This is a genomic window from Sphingomonas sp. SUN039, from assembly GCF_024758725.1.
Taxonomy (GTDB): domain Bacteria; phylum Pseudomonadota; class Alphaproteobacteria; order Sphingomonadales; family Sphingomonadaceae; genus Sphingomonas_O.
In genome coordinates this window covers 3,482,918-3,503,144 of the sequence record NZ_CP096972.1, presented here as the reverse complement: position 1 = coordinate 3,503,144, position 20,227 = coordinate 3,482,918, and the positions used below count along the sequence as shown (strand labels likewise).

Sequence of the window (20,227 nt, the reverse complement as noted above, 5' to 3'; positions counted from 1 at the left end):
CGTTCCAGATACGGCGGCCCTGGGCTAAAGGATGAAATCGGTGGCGACCGGCGGTGCGGCCGGCGTGGTGGTGACGCTGACCGTGAAGTCGGCGATGCCATCGCCGTTCACATCGCCCTCGACGATGTAGATGCCGCCGCCTGCATCGGTGTAGCGCAATTGCCCGGCGACATTGCTGAACGCCGAACTGCCGATGAAGCTGAACGCATCGTCGGCCCCGCCGTTGATCGCGTCGATGCGCGACAGGTCGATCTTGTCGCTCCCCGAGGTGAAGCCGAGAATGCGGTCACGCGTGGCGTTGGTCGATCCATTCGAGTCGGTGATGCTGTCGTAGCGGAAAGTGTCAGCTCCCGCCCCGCCGGTCAGCGCATCGCCGCCGCCGCCGCCTGAGATGGTGTCGGCCCCCGAACCACCGGTCAGCGTGTCCGACGCCGACCCGCCGAAGAACACCAGATTGCCGTTGGTCTCCGCCGACCCGTTGATCGTCAGGGCGGTCGTTACTTGCGCGCCCCACACCGTCTTGGTCGCCGCCGCGCCGGTCCACACATCGAGCAGCGTGATATTGAACGTATTGGGCGTTGCGACCGGTCCGGCGAGCAGTGCCAGTGTTTCGACACCGGCGTTGGCGCCGATCGACAGCGTATAGTTGCCGTCGAGCGCCAACTGGTCGTTTGTCCCGCCGCCGCCGACCACCGTGTCGTTCACATTGTCCCATTTGCCGGGACCGAAATAGAAACCGTCGTCGAGCGCACCGCCGGTGAAATTATCGTTACCCAGCCCGCCGTACATACGGAACTGGCCGTCGGTCTCTGCCGACCCGTTGAAAGTGAAGTTGTTCCCCGCAAGCAGCCCGCCGCCGAACACCGAGAGCGTCTGCCCCGCCGCGACGTTGCCGTCGTTGCTGACAATGCTGTAGCTGAACCCGGGCTGGACCGCGAGCGCCTCGATATTCGTCATGGTCGTGGCGCCCAGTGTCAGGCCGCCCGAATAGTTGCCCTGCAAACCGATCTGGTCGTTCGTGCCCGCACCGCCATCGACCGTGTCCGCTGCCGTGAACGCCGCGCCGAAGAAAAACGCGTCATTGCCGGTCCCGCCGTTCGCGGTGTCGTTGCCACCCTGCGACAGGTTGAAATAATCGTCCAGCGCGGTGCCGTTGATTGTATTGTTCCCGCCATCGCCGCGCAATTCCGATCCTGCGCCGTCGACCCCGTTGATCGTGACCGTGACCGTCGCCGAACTGCCGCCATTGGCGGCATAGGTGAAGCTGTCGGTCGCGCTTGCATTGAGCGCGCCCGTGGCTGCCGCCGTCGCCGCCGAAACCAGATAGTTGAACTGGCCGTTGGGGTCGTAGGACAGCGAGCCATCGGCGTTCAGCGTGACCTTGGCACCCGACGCCAGCGTGACTGGAATGCCGACATTGACCACGGAGCCGTTAATGCTCGCTACCGTCTTGGTACCGCCGTCGGGATCGGTATCGTTGGAGAGGACGCCGGAAGCGGCATTGACATTCAGAACCGCATTCTCGTTGGTCGAATAGGAATCAGCGACCGCCGTCGGCGCATCGTCGACGGCGACGACCGTCACTGTGCTGGTGATCACCAGCGTATCGTTGCCGCCGTTTGCCGTGCCGCTGCCGTCGTTCAACGTCGTCGTGATCGTGCGCGCGCCCGCCGTCGGGTTGTCGCCGCCCGAACTGCCGAAGAACACGAAGCGAACGACGCTCTGGAGCAGCGCAGGGGTCGCATTGGCGTTGAGCGCGATAACGAGGTCGTTGCCGCCCGCGCCGCCGCCGGAAACGGTGCCGATGGCCGTACCGCTGACTGAAACGACACCGCCCGCAATCGTCACGATGCCGGTCGTATCGATGAGCAGCTGGTCTTGCGTCGCGTCCTTGCCTGCGGTGATCGCGAAACGCAGCGAGCCGCCGCTGAAATTGGCGTTGTCGACATCGGCGAAGGTCATGTTCCCGCCCGAATCGATGTTGACGCCGGACATGATCGACCCCAAACCCGCAGGCTCGGTCGTCGTCACGCTGTCGCCCTGCAGCAAAGTCGAGGTCGGCGCGTCGTTGACCGCCGTCACAGCCTGACTGAGTGCAACCGACGCGGACGAGAAGCGCGTCGTCCCGCCCGTTGTCGCCGCATTCACGCTGGCATTGTTGGTCAGCGCGCCGCCCGAATCGTCGACAAGAGTTGCAGTCAACACGGGTGCCGCGCCGTTGAAATTCGTCGTCGGCAGAAACCGGATCAGCGTGGCTGCCGAAATGGTGGCGGCAGTAGCCGCCGTCACGCCTGTGGTAATGTTTACCCAGATCGCGCCGTTGAAATACTGCCAGGCTCCGTTGGCGCTCGCGGCGTTCGACGTAATCGCGATGCCGGCAAGCGCGTTCGCCGACGAACCGCCGGTAACCTGGTCGGTCGCATCCGAGAAGTTGCCGCCGAAGAGCGCCGAAACGGTTTGCCCCGCAGGCGTCGCATCCTCGAGAATCGTGGTCATCGTCGCCGAACCGCTCGCGACCGGTGCATCGTTGACGGCGGTCACGCTGATCGCCTTGTTATCGCTGTCGGTCAGCGTCCCGCCGGTGCCGGTCGCACCGGCATCGCTCGTCAGGATTGTCAGCGCATCGGCACCGTTGACGTTCGCGGTCGGTGTGTAGGTCAGGCCGGTGGCATTCGCGAGCGTCGCGTTGATCGCGTTGAGCGTCGCGGTGACGGTGATCGTCGTGGTGCCGTTCGCGCCGGCCGTGATCTGCCCCGCTCCCACGCCGCCTGCAACGCCAGTGTTGAGCGTGATGATGCCGCGCCCGACGGTGAACTGGACCGTCATCAGCGCGGTGGCCGGATCGGCATCGACATCGGCGATCGAAATGCCGGTGAAGGCGGTGGCGCTCGCATCCTCGTTAAGCGTCAGCGTGCCGCCGGTGGTGTTAACCGGATTGTCGTTGACCCCGACGACGGTGACCGACGCGGTGACTTCGTCCGAATACAACGCCCCGTCGAACGTCGAGATCGAGAACGTCCGCGTCGTGTTCGCGCCGAAGTTGGTCGGATTGTCGCCCTGCACGGTAAAGCGGACCAGCCCGAGCGCCGTCTGGTAGTTGGCAAAGGTCGAAATGCCGCTCAGCGTCAGGACGCCCGTGGTGGCATTGTAGCTCGCGGTGATGCCGCCAGGCAGACCGGTGGCACTCAACACGTCCTGATGCCCCGCGCCCGACTGGAAGCCAGACGAAATACGCACCTGCGCGCCCGCAAGCTGGTCGGTCGGCGAGTTGGAGCTGTCGCTGTCTGTCGCGGTGAACGCGTTCGCGATCGCAACCGCCGTAGGATCGGCGGAGGGATTGCCCGCCGTCTCGGTGATCGTCGGAGCCAGATTGGTCCCCGTCAGCGTCGGCGCATGCGCGATCTCCAAACCGAGACCGCTAAGGCCGTTGAAATTGGCGACGGTGGCCAGGAAGGTCGGCGTGCCCGGTACGGTCAGGCTGCCCGACCAGACGCTGGCATCGTCGTTCGCCGAATTCAGCGCGGTGGTATCGACGACATAATATTTGCCGGTCGCGGCATCGACTTCGACATAATAGAGCAGCCCGCGCGGCCCCGTTCCTGCCGCGCCCGGCGTGCCTGTCTGCTGGTACAGCGTCGTGTACGTGCCGGTCGGATTGCTGTCGAGCGCGTAGCGGTAGATCCCGCCGTTGTAGGTCGTCAGGCCGTTGCCGTCATTGTCGAGAATGACCGACCCCGTCACGATCACCAGTGCATGGGTGACCGGATCGACATCCAGCCCCTTTACATTCCCGCGCTCGACCGGGAACGCATTGCCGGCCAGTGGCCCGCCTTCCCCGGTCAGAACAGTATCGTTCGGGCTGAACGGCAGCGTCGCAAAGGTCAGCGTGGCCGCAGCTGCCAGCCCCGCCGCCGTCCCGCCAGCCGCCGTCGCGCGATAAATGTAGTTGTTATCGATGAAATCGGACCCGAATCCCGACGTGATCTGGCTGACCGCCACGAACACCTCGCCGCGCGTGTAATCGATCGCCATCTGCGTGACATATTGGCCGGTGCCCAGCGTCGCGAGCACGGTCGGCGCTTGGTTGGCGGTGTTGTAGTTGATCCGGTTGATCGTCGACCCGCCGTTCGCCGTAAGGCCGACATCGAAATAGATTTTGTTATTGACCGTATCGACCGACAGCGAATCGATAATCCCGTTCGCGTTCGATCCCGCGTTCGAATAAAGCACCGTGAACGTCATCGCCGCACCGGGGCTGGACAGCAGCTGGCTGATGCTGCCCTGAATGATGCGATTGTGGCCACCGGCATCCGAATCGACAAAGAAGAATTTGTCCTCGACCGTGTCGAGCGTGATGTCGCTGGGGTGGAAGGTCGCGGTTGCGTTCTGGTTCTGGAACGCCTGTACGATCTGGTAGCCGAGCGAACCCGCGTTGTACGTTCCGTCGAGGTTAATCGTGACAATGGCGCTGCCGGCGCCCGAACCCGCGATCCACAGCTGGGCATCGGGCGCAGTCGATGCCGGCGTTCCGTCCGCCGTGCCGTCCTGCGGGCTGTTGCTGTTCTGTGTCCACGACGATGCGGTGTTGATGCGGGCGAACAGGTCGGCCGCCTGAATATTGTGCGTGCGGCCGCCGAATTCGGCATTGTCGATGTCGCCGATCCCCGCGTTGTTGCCGCCGCTGCCGAACGCCACTGCGGACGTGCCGTCGACGAGGCCGGTGTTGGTCAACGCACCTGCGGGAAAACCGGTAACGCCGTCACCGATATCGACGGCGTGGAGAAAACGCGTCGGCGCATCGGCCGTCGTGCCCTGATAGGCATAGATGGTGTCGCCCGCTTCGGACAGGTTGATCCCTGCCGCCGTCAGCTGCGTCTGCGTGATCGTAATGACTGTTCCGGCAGGCAGATCGGCCCCGGCCGTATAAGTGAACGTACCGTCGCCGCCGCCGGGCGCCGCAAAAACGGTGCCGTTCCACGCGCGGTCTGTAAAATAGATGACCGTACCGCTACCAATGGGTTTCAGCAGGATGAAGCTGATCAGATCCTTCAGCGGAGCACCGGTATCTTCGGTATTCGCGCCAATAATCGCGACGTCACCGACACTCATCACAGTGGCTGTCATTGTCCCCGACTCCCCTAAATCATGCCGCTTCTTATGCCACGCGTTCCGCCAACGCCAAATGTTTTACACTTGGCAGTTTCTCACAATAACGGAGGGCACCGGTCACGGGGTGGAATCTTCAGGATTGCCGCACCGCCGGGGAGAATAACGTTCTGAAAAACAAGCACAAACTATCCTTCTGCCTGGCTGACACATCCCGACGGTTCAGTATTTGACAACCCCGAAACGAATCTTCACATTGTAAATCGAGAGGGGGAAGTGCGGCATGGTTGTGTCTAGGTCGCTCGTCTGCGGTTCGCCCTTCGCTAAACCGCTGCGTCGCCCGTCCGATTTCGGTCGCGCGCCTCGTTTTCCCGCGTGCGCCCGAAGGGGCGTGCCAACCGTGCAGGAGTAGCCCATGTCGCAACCCTATGTCGGCGAGATTCGCCTGTTCGGCGGCAATTTTGCCCCCGCTGGTTGGGGGTTCTGCGACGGATCGCTTCAGGCGATTTCGGAGCAGGAAACACTGTTCCAGTTGATCGGCACGACATATGGCGGCGACGGGCAAAACACCTTTGCGCTCCCCGATTTGCGCGGGCGCGTGCCGGTGCATCAGGGCACTTTGGCCGGGGGCAGTAGCTATACGATCGGCCAGTTCGCCGGTGTCGAGTCCGTTACGGTGACGACGAACCAATTACCGTCGCACTCGCACGGCATGGCGGCGACCGCTTCGGGGCAGCAGGCCTCTCCGCAAGGTGCTTTTTTCGCCACCGTATCGAGTACACAGGCCGGAGCGAATGCCTATGACGTCTCGCCGGTATCGACGCCGCTGGTAGCCGCCAGCCTGCTGCCCTTTGTCGGCGGCGCCCAGCCGCATAACAACATACAGCCGACGCTGTTCGTCAATTACATCATTGCGTTCTTCGGCATTTTTCCGTCGCCGAACTGATCCGATCTTCACTTCAATCCGTCGAGGATACCCGCGATGTCCAGTCCGTTCGTAGCCGAAATCCGCCTTATGGGGTTCAACTTTGCCCCGCGAGGCTGGGCGCAGTGTAACGGCCAGTTGCTGCCGATTTCCCAGAATACCGCGCTGTTTTCGCTGCTCGGCACGACATATGGCGGCAATGGCACGAGCACCTTCGGGCTCCCCAATCTGCAGGGCAATCTTGCCGGAGGCCCGGGTCAGGGGCCGGGTCTGAGCCAGCGCTTTATCGGCGAGCAGGACGGATCGGCGACGGTGACATTGCTGTCGACCGAAATTCCGTCGCACACCCACAATCTTCAGGCCAAGAACAGCACGGCCTCTTCCCCCACTGCGGCGGGCAATGCGCTGGCCAAGGGTGCCTATCCCAATGGCGCGACGAACGGGTCGATCGCCTTGTACCAGACCGCTGCGCCCGATGTTCAGATGAACGCACAAGCGGTTCAGCTTCAGGGCGGCAACCAGCCGCACAACAACCTGATGCCGTATCTGACGCTCAATTACTGCATCGCGCTGCAGGGGGTTTTCCCGCCGCGCGGCTGACTTCGAACACGTCGGTCATCTAACCGGCTCTAAAGAGCATTTTGGGAGTTTCGAACATGGGTACACCCTTTCTCGGCGAACTCAGGTTGATGTCATTCAACTTCGCGCCAAAGGGCTGGGCGTTTTGCAACGGCCAGTTGTTGCCGATCAACCAGAATCAGGCGCTGTTTTCGCTGCTTGGCACAATGTATGGTGGCAACGGCGTGCAAAATTTTGCGCTGCCCAACCTTCAGGGGCGGTCGCCGATTCATGTCGGCAACGGCTTCACTCAGGGTCAGGCCGGCGGCGAAGAAGCGCACACGTTGCTGATCACCGAAATGCCGTCGCACAACCATGTCGCACAGGCCAGCAATGCGGTCGCACTGGCAAATCCTGCCGGAATCATCCCGACCAATACCAAAGCGGTCGCGCAGGGGCTGGTGGCGCTGGCCGGCGGTGCAACGACACCGGCGCAGATTTACGGCACGGGTGTGCCCAGCGGTACCATGTCGGCTGATACGATCAGCAATACCGGCGGAAGCCAGGGACACGAGAACCGACAGCCGTTTACCGTGCTCAGCTGGTGCATCGCGTTGCAGGGCGTTTTCCCCTCGCGGAACTAACGCTTGGGCGGCTGCCACGTCATCGAGTTATAGAGGGTGCCGGTTTCGGTCGTCACGAAACCCAACCGCTCGTACAATCGCCGCGCCGGGTTGTCGGCGATGACCGATAGCTTCACCGGTTTTTCCACGCGCGCTGCATAGGCCAACAGATCGGTCAGGATCGCGCGGCCCATCCCCTGTCCCCGCGCCGTCGGCATCAGGGCAATGTCGATCAAATGGCACGCATCACCCGTCAGGTCGACATAGACGCGCCCGACTGCCGCGCCGCGCTGTTCGACGATACGCCGCTCCATGCCCGGGTAATTGCGCGCATAATCGCCATGCTGCGCGGCAAATTGCTGCACCACGAACAGCGCTTTGGTCGCTTCCGGCCAGCCCGTCACGCTCAGCTCGTCCGCGCGTGTCGACGCATAGAGTGCCGACAGGAACGGCATGTCGGCGTCGGTGACGGCACGAAAGCTCAGCCCCAGCGCCGCCGCCGCGTCGAGCGTGAACGGCACCGTCAGGCAGTCGGGCGGATCAGGTATTTCTCGCCCGTCCGTTTGGCATTGTAACCCGCAATGACGTCGAGGTTCAGCGCCTCGGCCAGGGTCACTTCATGGCTGTAGTGGCTTTTGAACGTTGTGGTCAGCTCGGCGACGACCCGCGCGCGCATCCGCGCCGCCGTCTCCGCCCCGGCCTTGGCAAGGAACGGTGTCAGCAGGAACCCGCCCAGGTTCCACGAAAAACCGAAGCTACGATTGAGGATCGTCGGCCCGACATCGAGCGCGCCATAGATGTAGAGCTGCTTGAACGTGTCGGAGCCATAGCGGCTGTACGTCGTCATGCGCTTGACCGCCGCGCTCTCCATGCACGCCAGAATCTGCCCCGCGAGCTTGCCGCCGCCGATGGCGTCGAAGCCGATGGTCGCGCCGGTCTCGACCAGCGCATCGGTCAGGTCCGCCATGAAGCTTTCCGCGCTCGAATCGACGACATGCACCGCGCCGATGCCCTTGAGCAGGTCGGCCTGCGCCGCGCTCCGCACAATGTTGACCAGCGGAATACCGTCCTTCGCGCAAATCTTGACGAGCATCTGGCCAAGGTTCGACGCCGCCGCCGTGTGGACGATGGCCGAATGCCCCTCCATCTTCATCGTCTCGGCGAACGCCAGCGAAGTCAGCGGATTGACGAAGCACGACGCGCCGTCCTTCGGATCGGTCCCGTCGGGGAGCGGCATGCACATCTGCACCGGCAGACAGCGGTATTCGGCATAGATCGACCCGCCAAGCAGCGCGACCGTTTTACCCATCAGGGCCTGTGCTTCGGGCGACGCGCCTGCCTTCACGACCACGCCGCAGCCCTCGTTACCGATCGGCATCGCTTCGTTCAGCCGTCCGCCCATCGCGCGCATGCCCGCCGCCGGAATGTCGGCGGTCACCACCGGCAAGCCGTCGCGGGTCGTGGCCCGTGCCGTGCTCATGTCGGCAGCACCGAACAACAGCCCCAGATCGGACGGGTTGATCGGCGTCGCCTGCACGCGCACCAGGACCTCATGGTCTTTGGGTTCGGGCATCGGCAGTGCGGCGAGCGAGACCTCGAGCGTGCCGTCGTCCTTCGCCAGGGTCAGCATCGTGGTGTTGGTGGCGGGCAGATCGGTCATGTCGGACTCTCCAAATCGGGGCGCGGTTTAGGTTGCCGCTTGCAACGAATACTATCGCATCGCCACACCGCGTTCAACGCCCGAAGGCACCTGCCGCGCGCAATCCGGCAATCCGCGCAGCGTCATAACCCAGCGCCGCCATCACTGACGCCGTGTCGCTGCCAACCACCGGCGCAGGTCGCGGCGCGTCGGTCGCCGTGCCCGAATAGCGCGGCGCGGGCATCGGCTGGGTCGCGCCGCCGATTTCAGCGAACGTGTCGCGCGCGACGTTGTGCGGGTGCGTCACCGCCTCGCGCATCGACAGGACGGGCGCGAAACAGACATCGGTCCCCGCCAGCAGCGCGTCCCATTCGTCGCGGGTCTTGCCCGCAAAGATCGCTGCCAGCTTCGCTTTCAGCGCAGGCCACCCCGACTTGTCGTGCTGCGCGTCGAAGGCGGGATCGTCGGCCACGCCCGCATGCTGGCGGAGCAACGCATAGAATTGCGGTTCGATCGACCCGATCGACACGAATTTCCCGTCGGCACACGCATAGGTGTCGTAGAAATGCGCCGCGCCGTCGAGCATGTTCGTTCCCGGCGCATCGATGTTCGCGCCCGCCGCGAGCAAGTGCCAGCTCATCCCCGCGATCAGCGCCGAGCCATCGGTCATGGCACAATCGATCACCTGGCCAGCCGCGCCGTTCTTCACCGCGAGCAGCGCGCTGACCATCCCGAACGCGAGCATCATCCCGCCCCCGCCGAAATCGCCGACATAATTGACCGGCGGCACCGGCCGCTCGCCCGCGCGGCCGATGGTGTGCAGCACCCCCGACAGCGCGATATAGTTGATGTCGTGTCCCGCCGCATGGGCATAGGGGCCGAACTGCCCCCAGCCGGTCATCCGTCCGTAAACGAGCTTCGGATTGTCGGCGAGCAGCTCGTCGGGGCCCAAGCCAAGGCGTTCCATGACGCCTGGCCGATACCCCTCGACCAGCCCGTCGGCGCTACGGCACAGGTCGCGCGCGACCGCTTTGCCCTCCGCTGTCTTCGTATCGAGCACGATCGAGGTGCGGTTGCGCGACAGCGGATCTCGCGGGTCGAGCACACCGCCCGGCCGCTCGATGCGGATCACCTCGGCGCCGTGATCGCCCAGCATCATCGCCGCGAACGGCCCCGGCCCGATTCCGGCGAATTCGACGATTCTGATCCCCGCCAGCGGTCCCGCCATGTCCTGCTCCCGTGTGTTATGGACAGCCCTTGTCCAATCGCTGCTATAGGGCGGCAACAAGCAATTGGGAGAGCCGCGTGTCGGGCGTTATCGACAGCATCGTTACCACGATCACCGGCGTCCTGTCGCCGCACGGACCGCCCATGCCTGCGTCGCCGACAAGCTTTGCGCCCGGCGACTATAGCGTCCATTTCTTCCTGCAGCTCGGCGTCATCCTGCTGACCTGCCGCGTCGTGGGAAAGCTCGGCCAGAAGTTCCTCGGCCAGCCGCAAGTTGTGGGCGAGATGATTGCGGGCGTCCTGCTCGGCCCGTCGCTGCTCGGGCTGTTCTTTCCCGACATCCAGGGCGCGATTTTCCCCAAGGAGACCAAGTCCGTCCTCTACGCCGGGTCGCAGCTCGGCGTCGGGCTATACATGTTCCTTGTCGGGACCACGCTTCAGATCGACCATTTCAAGGCAAAAGCGAAAAGCGCGGTCGGCGTTTCGCTCGCCGGCATCCTCGCCCCCTTTGCCATCGCGATTGCGCTCACCCCGTGGCTGCTGACGATCCCCGGCCTGTTCGCCCCCGGCATATCGCAGGTCAACGCCACCTTGTTCATGGGCGCGTGCATCGCGCTCACCGCCTTTCCGATGCTCGCGCGGATCATCAACGAGCGGGGCTTGAGCAATTCCTCGCTCGGCACGCTCTCGCTGACGGCGGGCGCGTTCGATGACGCGGTGTCGTGGTGCGTGCTTGCGGTCGTGCTCGCGACCTTCGGCGGCGGTCCCGGGGTCGCGGTGCTCGCGATCGGCGGCGGAATTGCCTATGCGCTGTTCATTACCCTGCTCGGCCCGCGCCTGCTCGCCCCGCTAGGCCGCATTGTCGAGCGCGAGGGCGAGATGAGCATGACCGTGCTCGCCATCGTCGTCGCGCTGTTCTGCCTGTCGGCCTTCGTCATGGACGCGGTCGGCATCCATGCGATTTTCGGCGGGTTCATTCTCGGCACCGTCATGCCGCGAGGGACTTTCACTGCCGAGATCAAGCGCAAGGTCGAGCCGCTGGCGGTCGTCCTGCTGCTGCCGATGTTCTTTACCTATTCGGGGCTGAACACGCGGATGGACATGGTCAATTCCGCCGAATTGCTGCTGATCGCGCTGGTCGTCCTGCTTGCCTCGATCGCGGCAAAGGGCGGCGCGTGCTACCTCGCCGCGCGACTGTCGGGCGAGGATAATCCTACGGCGTTGGGCATCGGAGCGCTGATGAATTCGCGCGGCCTGATGGAACTCATCATCATCAACATCGGCCTGCAAAAGGGGATCATCGGCCCCACTCTGTTCGCGATGCTGGTGTTGATGGCGATCGTGACCACAATGATGGCGGGGCCTTTGTTCGAAGCGTTCTACGGTCGCAAGGCGCGCGAAAGCGGCGAACTCGGGGCGCTCGATGCAAAGGCGGTGGCGGGGTAGTGTCCGATGACATCAGGCTATTCTTCGCCGAGCGCCAGCGAGGTGCTCATTCGAGCGCTAGCGAGAACACCTACTTGCGGTGGGAGACCTCGCTGGCGCTCGGCCGGGCTCCTCGCTAACGCTCGGAGACAAGCTCAATCTAGCGTCAAACGACTTATTCCAGCCTACATCACCGCGCCCAGCGTCCAGGGTACGAATTCATCGACACCGAACCCATGGGCTTCGCTGCGGCTTTGCGCGCCCGACGCCGTGTCGAGCATGAGCCGGAAAATCGCCTCGCCGGCCGTATCGACGGACAGTTCCCCTTCGATGATGGCCCCCGCGTTGAAATCCATATCGTCGGCCATTGCGGCATACATGCGGCTGTTGGTCGCGATCTTGAGCGACGGTGTCGGCTTGCAGCCGTAAACCGACCCGCGCCCCGTGGTGAAGCAGATGAGGTTCGCCCCGCCCGCGACCTGACCTGTCGCCGATACCGGATCGTAACCCGGCGTATCCATGAAAACGAGGCCGCGCGTGGTCGCCGGCTCGGCATATTCCACGACATCCATCAGGGTCGAACTGCCACCTTTGGCGACCGCACCCAGCGATTTTTCGAGTATGGTCGTCAGTCCGCCCGCCTTGTTTCCGGGCGACGGATTATTGTCCATCTCGCCCCCGTTGCGCGCGGCATAATCCTCCCACCAGGCGATCCGCGCCGCAAGCTTGGCGGCGACCCCGGACGAGGCCGCACGCGACGTCAACAAATGTTCGGCCCCGTAAATCTCCGGCGTTTCGGAAAGGATCGCGGTGCCGCCATGTGCCACCAGCCGGTCGACGGCCGCACCCAGCGCCGGATTGGCGGTGATCCCCGAATAGCCGTCGGAGCCGCCGCATTGCAGCCCGACGGTCAGATGCGCCGCGCTGACCGTCGTGCGGCGGTCGGCGTTCACGACGGGGAGCAATTCGGCAATCAGTTCCTCGCCGCGCTTGACCGTCGCGACCGTGCCGCCCTCGTCCTGGATCGTCATCGTTTTCAGGCGCGGTCCCGGCACTAACCCCTCGACCTCGAGCATCCCCGATATCTGGTTCGCCTCGCAACCCAGCCCGATCAGCAACACCCCGCCGAAATTAGGATGCCGCGCATAGCCGCCGAGCGTGCGGCGCAGCACCGTCATCCCCTCGCCCGCCGTATCCATGCCGCAGCCCGAGCTGTGCGTGATCGGCACGATGCCGTCGATGTTCGGAAACGCGCCCAGCCGGTCGCGAAACCGGTCGGCAATCGCGCGACACACCATCGCCGAACAATTTACCGAAGCGATGATGCCGATATAATTGCGCGTCCCCACGCGACCGTCGGGACGGACATAGCCCTCGAATGTCGCGGGGTCCGCGACCGCAGTACGCGCGGCCGCCACCGGTGCGGCATCGTGCCGGTCGAACGCGCGATATTCGAGATTGTGGCTGTGGACATGGTCGCCCCCCGCAATATCCCGGGTCGCAAAACCGATGATCTGGCCATAGCGGCGCACCGGCGCATCACGCGCGATGGAGTGACGCGCGACCTTGTGACCCGATGCCACCGCACCATGGTCGCCGATAGCGATGGCGACATCGTCGGCGGGATCGAGAACCAGCAATCGGCCCATATCGTCGTGCATCGCTCCCTCTTTGACACCGATGTCATAGCGCCAATCCGGCCAACGAGAAAGGGCATGGCGCGCACCCTTGTCAGACCGGTCATTCGGGTTCTATGCTGCATCGCAGCACCAGCAGGATTGCCGAAGGGACTGGATTGCGGATCGCGGTCGTCGATGAAAGTGCCGCGCGCGCGGCGGTGATCGAGGAGGGTCTGCACGACGCAGGTCTGACCGACGTCACCGTGTTCGCCGACCGTCATGGCATCGCCGCGCGGCTGGAAGCGCTGTCGCCCGATGTCGTCCTGATCAACCTCGCCAACCCGCACCGCGACGAGCTGGAAGAGCTATTCGCGCTGTCGAAGGCAATGGCGCGGCCGGTGGCGATGTTTGTCGATCAAAGCGATTCAGCGGGGATCGAGGCTGCCATCGATGCGGGCGTCTCGGCCTATGTCGTCGACGGCATGAAGAAGGAGCGGATCAAGCCGGTGCTCGAACTGGCGATCCGTCGCTTCAATGCCTTCACCCGGCTGCGCGTCGAACTCGATGAAGCCCGTTCCGCCTTGGCCGAACGCGAAACCGTCGATGCGGCCAAGCGGCTGTTGATGAAGAAGCGCGGGATCGACGAGCCCGCTGCCTATGCGCTGCTGCGCAAGGCAGCGATGGACAGCGGGCGGCGCATCGGCGACGTCGCCGACGCTCTTGTCACCGCCGACCGCCTGATGGGGGATCTATGACTGACACCGTCCGTCTGGGCTTCCTGCCGCTGGTCGATGCCGCACTGCCCATCCTCGCGCGCGAGTTCGGCTTTGCCGAGGATGAGGGGATCGACCTGACGCTCATCCGCGACATGAGCTGGGCGACCGTCAGCGACCGGCTTCTCTACGGGCACAGCGACGCCGCGCACTTGATCGCACCGCTGGCGATTGCGACCACGCTCGGCCTGGGACGTCCGGCGACACCGCTGTCGGTGCCGTTCGTGCTCGGTTTGAACGGCAATGCCGTCACCTTGCGCCCCGATCTGGCCGCGCAGGTTACGACGCCGGGGGCACCGGGCGATGTTGCCGACATCGGGGCGCGGTTGGCCGACGTGGTCAAGGCTGCCGATCGCAAGCTGCGCTTCGCCGTCGTGCATCGCTATTCGAGCCATAATTACATGCTGCGCTATTGGCTGCGCGGTTGCGGCATCGACCCCGACACCGATGTCGAGATCGTCACCGTCGCGCCGCCCTTCGCCGCGCAGGCGCTGGCGGACGGCGAAGTCGACGGGATTTGCGTCGGCGAACCGTGGAACAGCGTCGCGGTGGATCGCGGCGCGGGCGTCATCGTCGCGGTCACCTCGCAAATCTGGCTGCGTGGTGTCGAAAAGGTGCTGGCGATGCGGACCGGCGTCATGGAGGACAACCGCGACCGCACCCACCGCCTGGTCCGCGCGCTGTACCGGGCGGGCGAAGCGTTCGTCGATCCAGCGCGGCTCGATACTGTGGCAGGCGTATTGGCACGGCCCGAATATCTCGACGGATCGGCTGCGCGAATTGCGCGCGCGGTGTCCGACCGAATCCTGTTCGCACGCGCGCATAACCCGCTCCATGTGCCAGATTTCATGTTCCAGCACCGTGAAGCGGCGAACTTCCCCTGGGTCAGTCAGGCCGCTTGGCTCTACGCGCAAATGTGCCTTGCTGGGCATACGCCGCCCGACGACCATGATTATGCGGCGGCGCAGCGCGTGTTCCGCCCCGATATCTATCGCGCCGCACTGCGTCCGCTCGGGGTTGCGCTGCCGGGAGCGAGCTCCAAACTCGAAGGTGGGATTGCCGAGCCGCTCGCGGTGGGCACGACGCAAGGACGGCTGATCCTCTCCGCCGACCAGTTTTTTGACGGTCGCAGTTTCGACCCCGAAACGCTTTCGACCTACCTCGCCGAAAGCACGATTTCGTGATTTTTATGCTGCGTTGCAAAAAAGACACTTGCTTCAACTTCGAATCGACGTCAGCTTTGTGACACGCTGAAAGTTGCAACGGGGCAGACTTCAGCGATCCAGACAATCAGGCAAAGTCGCCGCCATGGCCGTGCATCCGCGCGTGTCGCGGCGGCTTTTTTGCGTTTGCTCGAAGGGGATCGGCAAATGACGCAGGCAGCAGTAATGGACGGAGGCGCGGCAATGGCCGCACCCGTTGCGAAGCACGACAAGAGTGGTTTCTGGCAAGCGGGGCACAAGCCCACGCTGTTCGCCGCGTTCCTCTATTTCGACCTCGCCTTCATGGTGTGGGTGATGCTCGGGCCGCTCGCGCCGATCATTTCCAAGGAAATGGGGCTGAGCCCCGCGCAAAAAGGCCTGATGGTCGCGGTGCCGACCCTGGCGGGTGCGATTTTGCGCCTCGTCAACGGGCTGCTCGTCGACCGCATCGGGCCGAAGAAGACGGGGGCGATCGGCCAGATCATCGTGATCGTCGGGCTGATGTGCGGCTATCTGCTCGGTGTCGATAGCTATGGCGGGACGCTCGCCATCGGCGTTGTGCTCGGCTTTGCCGGCGCAAGCTTTGCGGTCGCCTTGCCGCTCGCGAGCCGCTGGTACGGCCCCGAGCATCAGGGCACGGCGATGGGCATCGCTGGCATGGGCAATTCGGGCACGGTGCTTGCCGCGCTGTTCGCGCCCATCCTCGCCAAGACGTTCGGCTGGAACGCCGTGCTCGGCCTCGCCTGCATTCCGCTCGCCATCGTCTTCGTGGCCTACATGATCATGGCCAAGGACTCGCCGAACCAGCCCGCGCCCAAGCCGCTGACTGCCTATTTCGAGGTGTTGAAGCATCAGGACGCGTGGTGGTTCATGCTGTTCTACGGCGTCACCTTCGGCGGCTTCGTCGGCCTTTCCGCGAGCCTGTCGATCTGGTTCACCGACCAGTTCGCGCTGACCCCGGTGATGGCAGGCTACTGCACGGCGGCGTGCGTGTTCGCCGGATCGCTCGTCCGTCCATTCGGCGGCGCCACAGCGGACCGGATCGGCGGCATCAAGACGCTGACCGGCGTGTATATCCTCGCCGCCGCGACGCTGGTCGCGATCAGCACCAACCCGACCGCGCTGCCGGTCGCGCTCGGCCTGTTCCTGCTGGTGATGGCGACACTCGGCTTCGGCAATGGCGCGGTTTTCCAGATCGTGCCGCAGCGTTTCCAAAAGGAAATCGGCATCATGACCGGGCTTGTCGGCTTCGGGGGCGGGGTCGGCGGCTTCTACCTCGCCTCCTCGCTCGGCTTTGCCAAGCAGCTGACGGGGAGCACGCAATACGGGTTCCTGATCTTCGCTGGCCTCGCACTTGTGGCGCTGGCAGGCCTCACCGTCGTCAAGCGTCGCTGGCGTTCGACCTGGGGTGCCGAACTCGTCGGCGCGAAAATCTGATGCGGGCGGCAATCCTCATGGCAGGGCTGGTGGCAACACCGGCCCTCGCCGAGCCCATCAAACTGAAACCGCTCATCGACGCCCGCCTCCGCTACGAGGGCGTCGACCAAGCGGGCATCGCCAACCGTGCCGACGCGGTGACCGCGCGGGTGCGGGCCGGGTTCGAGGCCAAGGCGGGGGACTTTGCTTTCCTCGCCGAGACCGAAGCCACGCTGGCGATCTCGGAAAACTACAACAGCGGCGTCAACGGCAAGACGGCCTTCCCGCTGGTCGGCGACCCGCAAAACATCGAACTCAACCGGCTGCAACTCCAGTATCGCGGCCTGCCCAAGACCGTCGTCACCGTTGGGCGACAGCGGATCAATCTCGACGACCAGCGTTTCGTCGGGGCGGCAGGCTGGCGCGACAATGAGCAGACCTTCGACGCGGCGCGGATCGAATGGACAGGCGTGAAGAACCTCAAGGCCGACCTGACCTATGCCTGGGGCGTCCGCACGATCTGGGGGATCAACGGCGGCAATCGCTTCGGCCCGGCGCGGCTGCAATCAGTTGGCGGCAACAACATCTTCGCCAATCTGGCGCTGACGACAAAGGTCGGAACGCTGACCGGCTTTGCCTATCTGGTCGATCAGGACGAACCGCTGACCCTTGCCAACAGCAGCGCAACCTATGGCGCGCGGTTCGCGGGGGCCTATGCGTTCCCGTCGAAAGCCAAGCTCAGCTATGCGCTGAGCTACGCACGGCAGAACGACTATCGTCGCAACCCTAACCGCTACTCGGCGAATTATGCGGCGGGCGAACTCGGGCTGGCGGTGAAGGCGTTTAGCGTCGCAGCCGGGTTCGAAATCCTAGGCGCCAGCAATGGCGTCGCACTCACCAGCTTCCAGGCGCCGCTCGCAACGCTGCACAAGTTCAACGGCTGGGCCGACAAGTTTCTGGTCACGCCCGCAAACGGCCTGCGCGATGCCTATGGCTCGGTCGGCTATGGCTGGAAGAAGCTCGGCAGGATCGACACGTTGGCACTGACGGCCGTCTATCACCGCTACAACAGCGACCGCGCGGGGCAATATTACGGCGACGAGATCGACCTGTCGGCGGCCGCCAAGGTCAAGCGGACCACCTTCACGCTGAAATACGCCGACTACCGCGCGTCGGGTTTTGCAACCGATACCAAGAAATTCTGGGCCTCTGTGGAATGGGCAATATGACCGAAAAGCCGCATTTGATCGTCATCGGCAACGGCATGGCCGGGTGCCGCGCGGTCGAGGAAATCCTCGCGCGTGACGCGGGCAAGTTTCGCATCGCGATTTTTGGGGCCGAGCCGCGCGTCAATTATAACCGGATCATGCTGTCGCCGCTGCTCGCGGGTGAGAAGTCGTTCGACGACATCGTGATCAATGATCAGGCCTGGTACGACGACAATGGTATCGCGCTGGTTTCGGGCGATCCGGTGGTCGCGATCGACCGCAAAATCCAGACCGTCACCGCTCGCTCGGGCCGCGTCGAGAGTTATGACAAGCTGATCCTCGCCACCGGCAGCGACCCGTTCATCATTCCGGTCCCGGGGCATGATCTGCAGGGCGTCGTCACCTTCCGCGACATGGACGATGTCGGGTCGATGCTGCGCGCGGCGGATGCGGGCGGGGATGCCGTGGTGATCGGCGGCGGGCTGCTCGGGCTCGAGGCGGCGCACGGGCTGTCGCTGCGTGGCTTGAAAGTCACCGTGCTGCACATCATGCCGACCTTGATGGAACGCCAGCTCGACGAAGCGGCAGGGTGGCTGCTCAAGGAAGCGCTCGAAGGGCGCGGGCAGACGATCCTGACCGGGGCCGACACTGCCGAAATCTACGGACAGGGCAAGGTCGAGGGCGTCCGGCTGAAGGACGGGCGCGATATACCCGCATCGCTGGTCGTCATGGCAGTCGGCATCCGCCCGAACGTGAAGCTGGCGCGTGCGGCCGATCTCGCCATCGGGCGCGGCATCCATGTCGACGACCATCTCGTCACGTCGGACGCCAACATCCTCGCGGTCGGGGAATGCGTCGAGCACAACGGGTCGGTTTACGGGCTGGTCGCGCCCTTGTGGGATATGTGCCGCAGCCTTGCCGACGGGCTGGTTGCGACGCCCAATGGCTATACCGGCTCGGTTACCTCGACCAAGCTGAAGGTGTCGGGGATCGACGTGTTCTCGGCGGGCGATTTCAGCGGCGGCGAGGGCTGCGAAGATATCGTCATGCGCGACGCCTCGCGCGGCGTGTACAAGCGCGTCATCGTGAAGGACGACCGCGTCATAGGGGCGGTGCTCTATGGCGATACCGGCGACGGCAACTGGTATTTCGACCTGCTCAAACGGCAGGAGGACGTGTCCGATATCCGCGACGCGCTGATCTTCGGACAGGCTTTCGCGAGCGGAGGAGGGGCATCGGCAAACCCTAATGCGGCAGTCGCAGCCATGGCGGACGACGCCGAAATCTGCGGCTGCAACGGGGTGTCGAAGGGCAAGGTCGTCGCGGCGATCACCGGCGGCGCGGTTACGCTCGATGCCGTACGCGCCGGGTGCAAGGCGTCGGCAAGCTGCGGGTCGTGCACCGGCCTCGTCGAGAGCCTGCTCGCGGTCACGCTCGGCGACGAGTTCGCGGGCACGCGCGATGTACCGACGGTGTGCAAATGCACCAGCTTCACGCATGAGGACGTGCGGCGGAACATCGTCGAAAAGGGGCTGAAGGCCATCCCGCAAGTCATGCAGGAGCTGCACTGGACCACGCCCGACGGCTGCGCCTCGTGCCGCCCCGCGCTCAATTATTATCTGCTCTGCGCCTGGCCGGGCGAGTTCGTCGACGACAACCAGTCGCGCTTCGTCAACGAACGCATGCACGCCAACATCCAGAAGGACGGCACCTACTCGGTCGTGCCGCGCATGTGGGGCGGGGTGACCAACCCCAAAGAGCTGCGTGCCATCGCCGATGTCGCCGAGAAGTTCGGCGCGCGGATGGTGAAGGTCACTGGCGGGCAGCGGCTCGACATCTTCGGGATCAAGAAAGAGGATTTGCCCGCCGTCTGGGCGGATCTCAACGCCGCCGGGATGGTCAGCGGACACGCTTATGCCAAGGCGCTGCGCACGGTAAAAACCTGTGTCGGCTCCGAATGGTGCCGCTTCGGCACGCAGGATTCGACCGGGCTCGGCATCAAGACCGAGCAGATGACCTGGGGCAGCTTCATGCCGCACAAATTCAAGATCGCGGTCAGCGGCTGCCCGCGCAATTGCGCCGAGGCGACGATCAAGGACTTCGGCGTGATCTGCGTCGACAGCGGTTACGAGCTCTCGGTCGGCGGTAATGGCGGCATCAAGCTGCGCGGCACCGATTTCCTGTGCAAAGTCGCGACCGAACAAGAGGCGCTCGATTATTGCGCCGCCTTCATCCAGCTCTACCGCGAGGAAGCCCGCTATCTCGACCGCACCGCGCCCTGGGTCGAGCGCGTCGGAATGGATTACATCAAGGCGAGGATCGTCGAGGACGATGTCGGGCGCGAGGCGCTACGGTCGCGGTTCCTCTTCTCGCAATCGTTCATGCAGGACGACCCCTGGGCAAAGCGCGCGGCGGGCGAGGACGAGAAGCTGCATCAGCATATGGCCGAAATCCGGCCGTTGGTGATGGCATGAGCGGCGACACAGCCGTCGCCCCGGCGGACGCC

14 protein-coding genes are annotated in these 20,227 nt (G+C 64.2%); 9 read left to right on the top strand and 5 right to left on the bottom strand.

All coding sequences use genetic code 11. The features are described 5' to 3' along the window. Window positions 1-24: 24 nt before the first annotated feature. Window positions 25-5,124, bottom strand: coding sequence for an S-layer family protein (locus M0209_RS17285; protein ID WP_258889507.1), 5,100 nt, complete (start codon window positions 5,122-5,124; stop codon window positions 25-27). 397 nt (window positions 5,125-5,521) lie between these two features. On the opposite strand from M0209_RS17285, the gene M0209_RS17280 reads away from it, so the two are divergent. Genes M0209_RS17280 through M0209_RS17270 form a run of 3 tightly spaced genes read left to right on the top strand, consistent with a single transcriptional unit; the run spans window position 5,522 to window position 7,233 of the window. Continuing rightward, window positions 5,522-6,052: a phage tail protein gene (locus M0209_RS17280; RefSeq protein ID WP_258889506.1), complete on the top strand. Its 531-nt coding sequence runs from the start codon at window positions 5,522-5,524 to the stop codon at window positions 6,050-6,052. Between the two features lie 36 nt (window positions 6,053-6,088). Beyond that, window positions 6,089-6,631: a phage tail protein gene (locus M0209_RS17275; protein WP_258889505.1), complete on the top strand. Its 543-nt coding sequence runs from the start codon at window positions 6,089-6,091 to the stop codon at window positions 6,629-6,631. Window positions 6,632-6,687: 56 nt separating this feature from the next. After that, complete coding sequence (locus tag M0209_RS17270; RefSeq protein WP_258889504.1) at window positions 6,688-7,233, top strand: phage tail protein; 546 nt, start codon at window positions 6,688-6,690, stop codon at window positions 7,231-7,233. Here M0209_RS17270 and M0209_RS17265 read toward each other — a convergent pair. The 3 genes from M0209_RS17265 to M0209_RS17255 all read right to left on the bottom strand — a co-directional run bounded on the left by M0209_RS17265 (window position 7,230) and on the right by M0209_RS17255 (window position 10,079). Continuing rightward, entirely contained in the window at window positions 7,230-7,733 is a 504-nt protein-coding gene (locus M0209_RS17265; protein ID WP_258889503.1) for a GNAT family N-acetyltransferase, read from the bottom strand. The two genes, M0209_RS17270 and M0209_RS17265, sit on opposite strands and share 4 nt — an antisense overlap. A gap of 2 nt (window positions 7,734-7,735) precedes the next feature. Further along, complete coding sequence (locus tag M0209_RS17260) at window positions 7,736-8,872, bottom strand: zinc-binding dehydrogenase (protein ID WP_258889502.1); 1,137 nt, start codon at window positions 8,870-8,872, stop codon at window positions 7,736-7,738. A gap of 73 nt (window positions 8,873-8,945) precedes the next feature. Then, the gene (locus M0209_RS17255; protein WP_258889501.1) at window positions 8,946-10,079 is read right to left on the bottom strand and encodes a CaiB/BaiF CoA-transferase family protein; all 1,134 of its coding nucleotides are present in this window, start codon (window positions 10,077-10,079) and stop codon (window positions 8,946-8,948) included. A 143-nt stretch (window positions 10,080-10,222) separates the two neighbouring features. On the opposite strand from M0209_RS17255, the gene M0209_RS17250 reads away from it, so the two are divergent. Then, window positions 10,223-11,524: a cation:proton antiporter gene (locus M0209_RS17250; protein WP_258889699.1), complete on the top strand. Its 1,302-nt coding sequence runs from the start codon at window positions 10,223-10,225 to the stop codon at window positions 11,522-11,524. Window positions 11,525-11,688: 164 nt separating this feature from the next. Here M0209_RS17250 and M0209_RS17245 read toward each other — a convergent pair whose 3' ends face one another. Further along, on the bottom strand, window positions 11,689-13,164 hold the full coding sequence (locus M0209_RS17245) for a UxaA family hydrolase (RefSeq protein ID WP_258889500.1): 1,476 nt from the start codon (window positions 13,162-13,164) through the stop codon (window positions 11,689-11,691). Between the two features lie 134 nt (window positions 13,165-13,298). On the opposite strand from M0209_RS17245, the gene M0209_RS17240 reads away from it, so the two are divergent. From M0209_RS17240 to nirB, 5 genes are all read left to right on the top strand, one after another. Then, entirely contained in the window at window positions 13,299-13,877 is a 579-nt protein-coding gene (locus M0209_RS17240) for an ANTAR domain-containing response regulator (protein WP_258889698.1), read from the top strand. Further along, window positions 13,874-15,079: an ABC transporter substrate-binding protein gene (locus tag M0209_RS17235; protein ID WP_258889499.1), complete on the top strand. Its 1,206-nt coding sequence runs from the start codon at window positions 13,874-13,876 to the stop codon at window positions 15,077-15,079. The genes M0209_RS17240 and M0209_RS17235 overlap by 4 nt, the downstream gene beginning before the upstream one ends. A 204-nt stretch (window positions 15,080-15,283) precedes the next feature. Then, window positions 15,284-16,534, top strand: a complete 1,251-nt coding sequence (locus M0209_RS17230) for a NarK/NasA family nitrate transporter (protein WP_258889697.1) — start codon at window positions 15,284-15,286, stop codon at window positions 16,532-16,534. Beyond that, a complete protein-coding gene (locus M0209_RS17225; RefSeq protein ID WP_258889498.1) occupies window positions 16,534-17,742 on the top strand; it encodes an alginate export family protein in 1,209 nt (402 codons plus the stop codon). Before M0209_RS17230 ends, M0209_RS17225 begins: the two co-directional genes overlap by 1 nt. After that, window positions 17,739-20,195, top strand: coding sequence for a nitrite reductase large subunit NirB (gene nirB, locus M0209_RS17220; RefSeq protein ID WP_408988220.1), 2,457 nt, complete (start codon window positions 17,739-17,741; stop codon window positions 20,193-20,195). The genes M0209_RS17225 and nirB overlap by 4 nt, the downstream gene beginning before the upstream one ends. Window positions 20,196-20,227 lie beyond the last annotated feature (32 nt).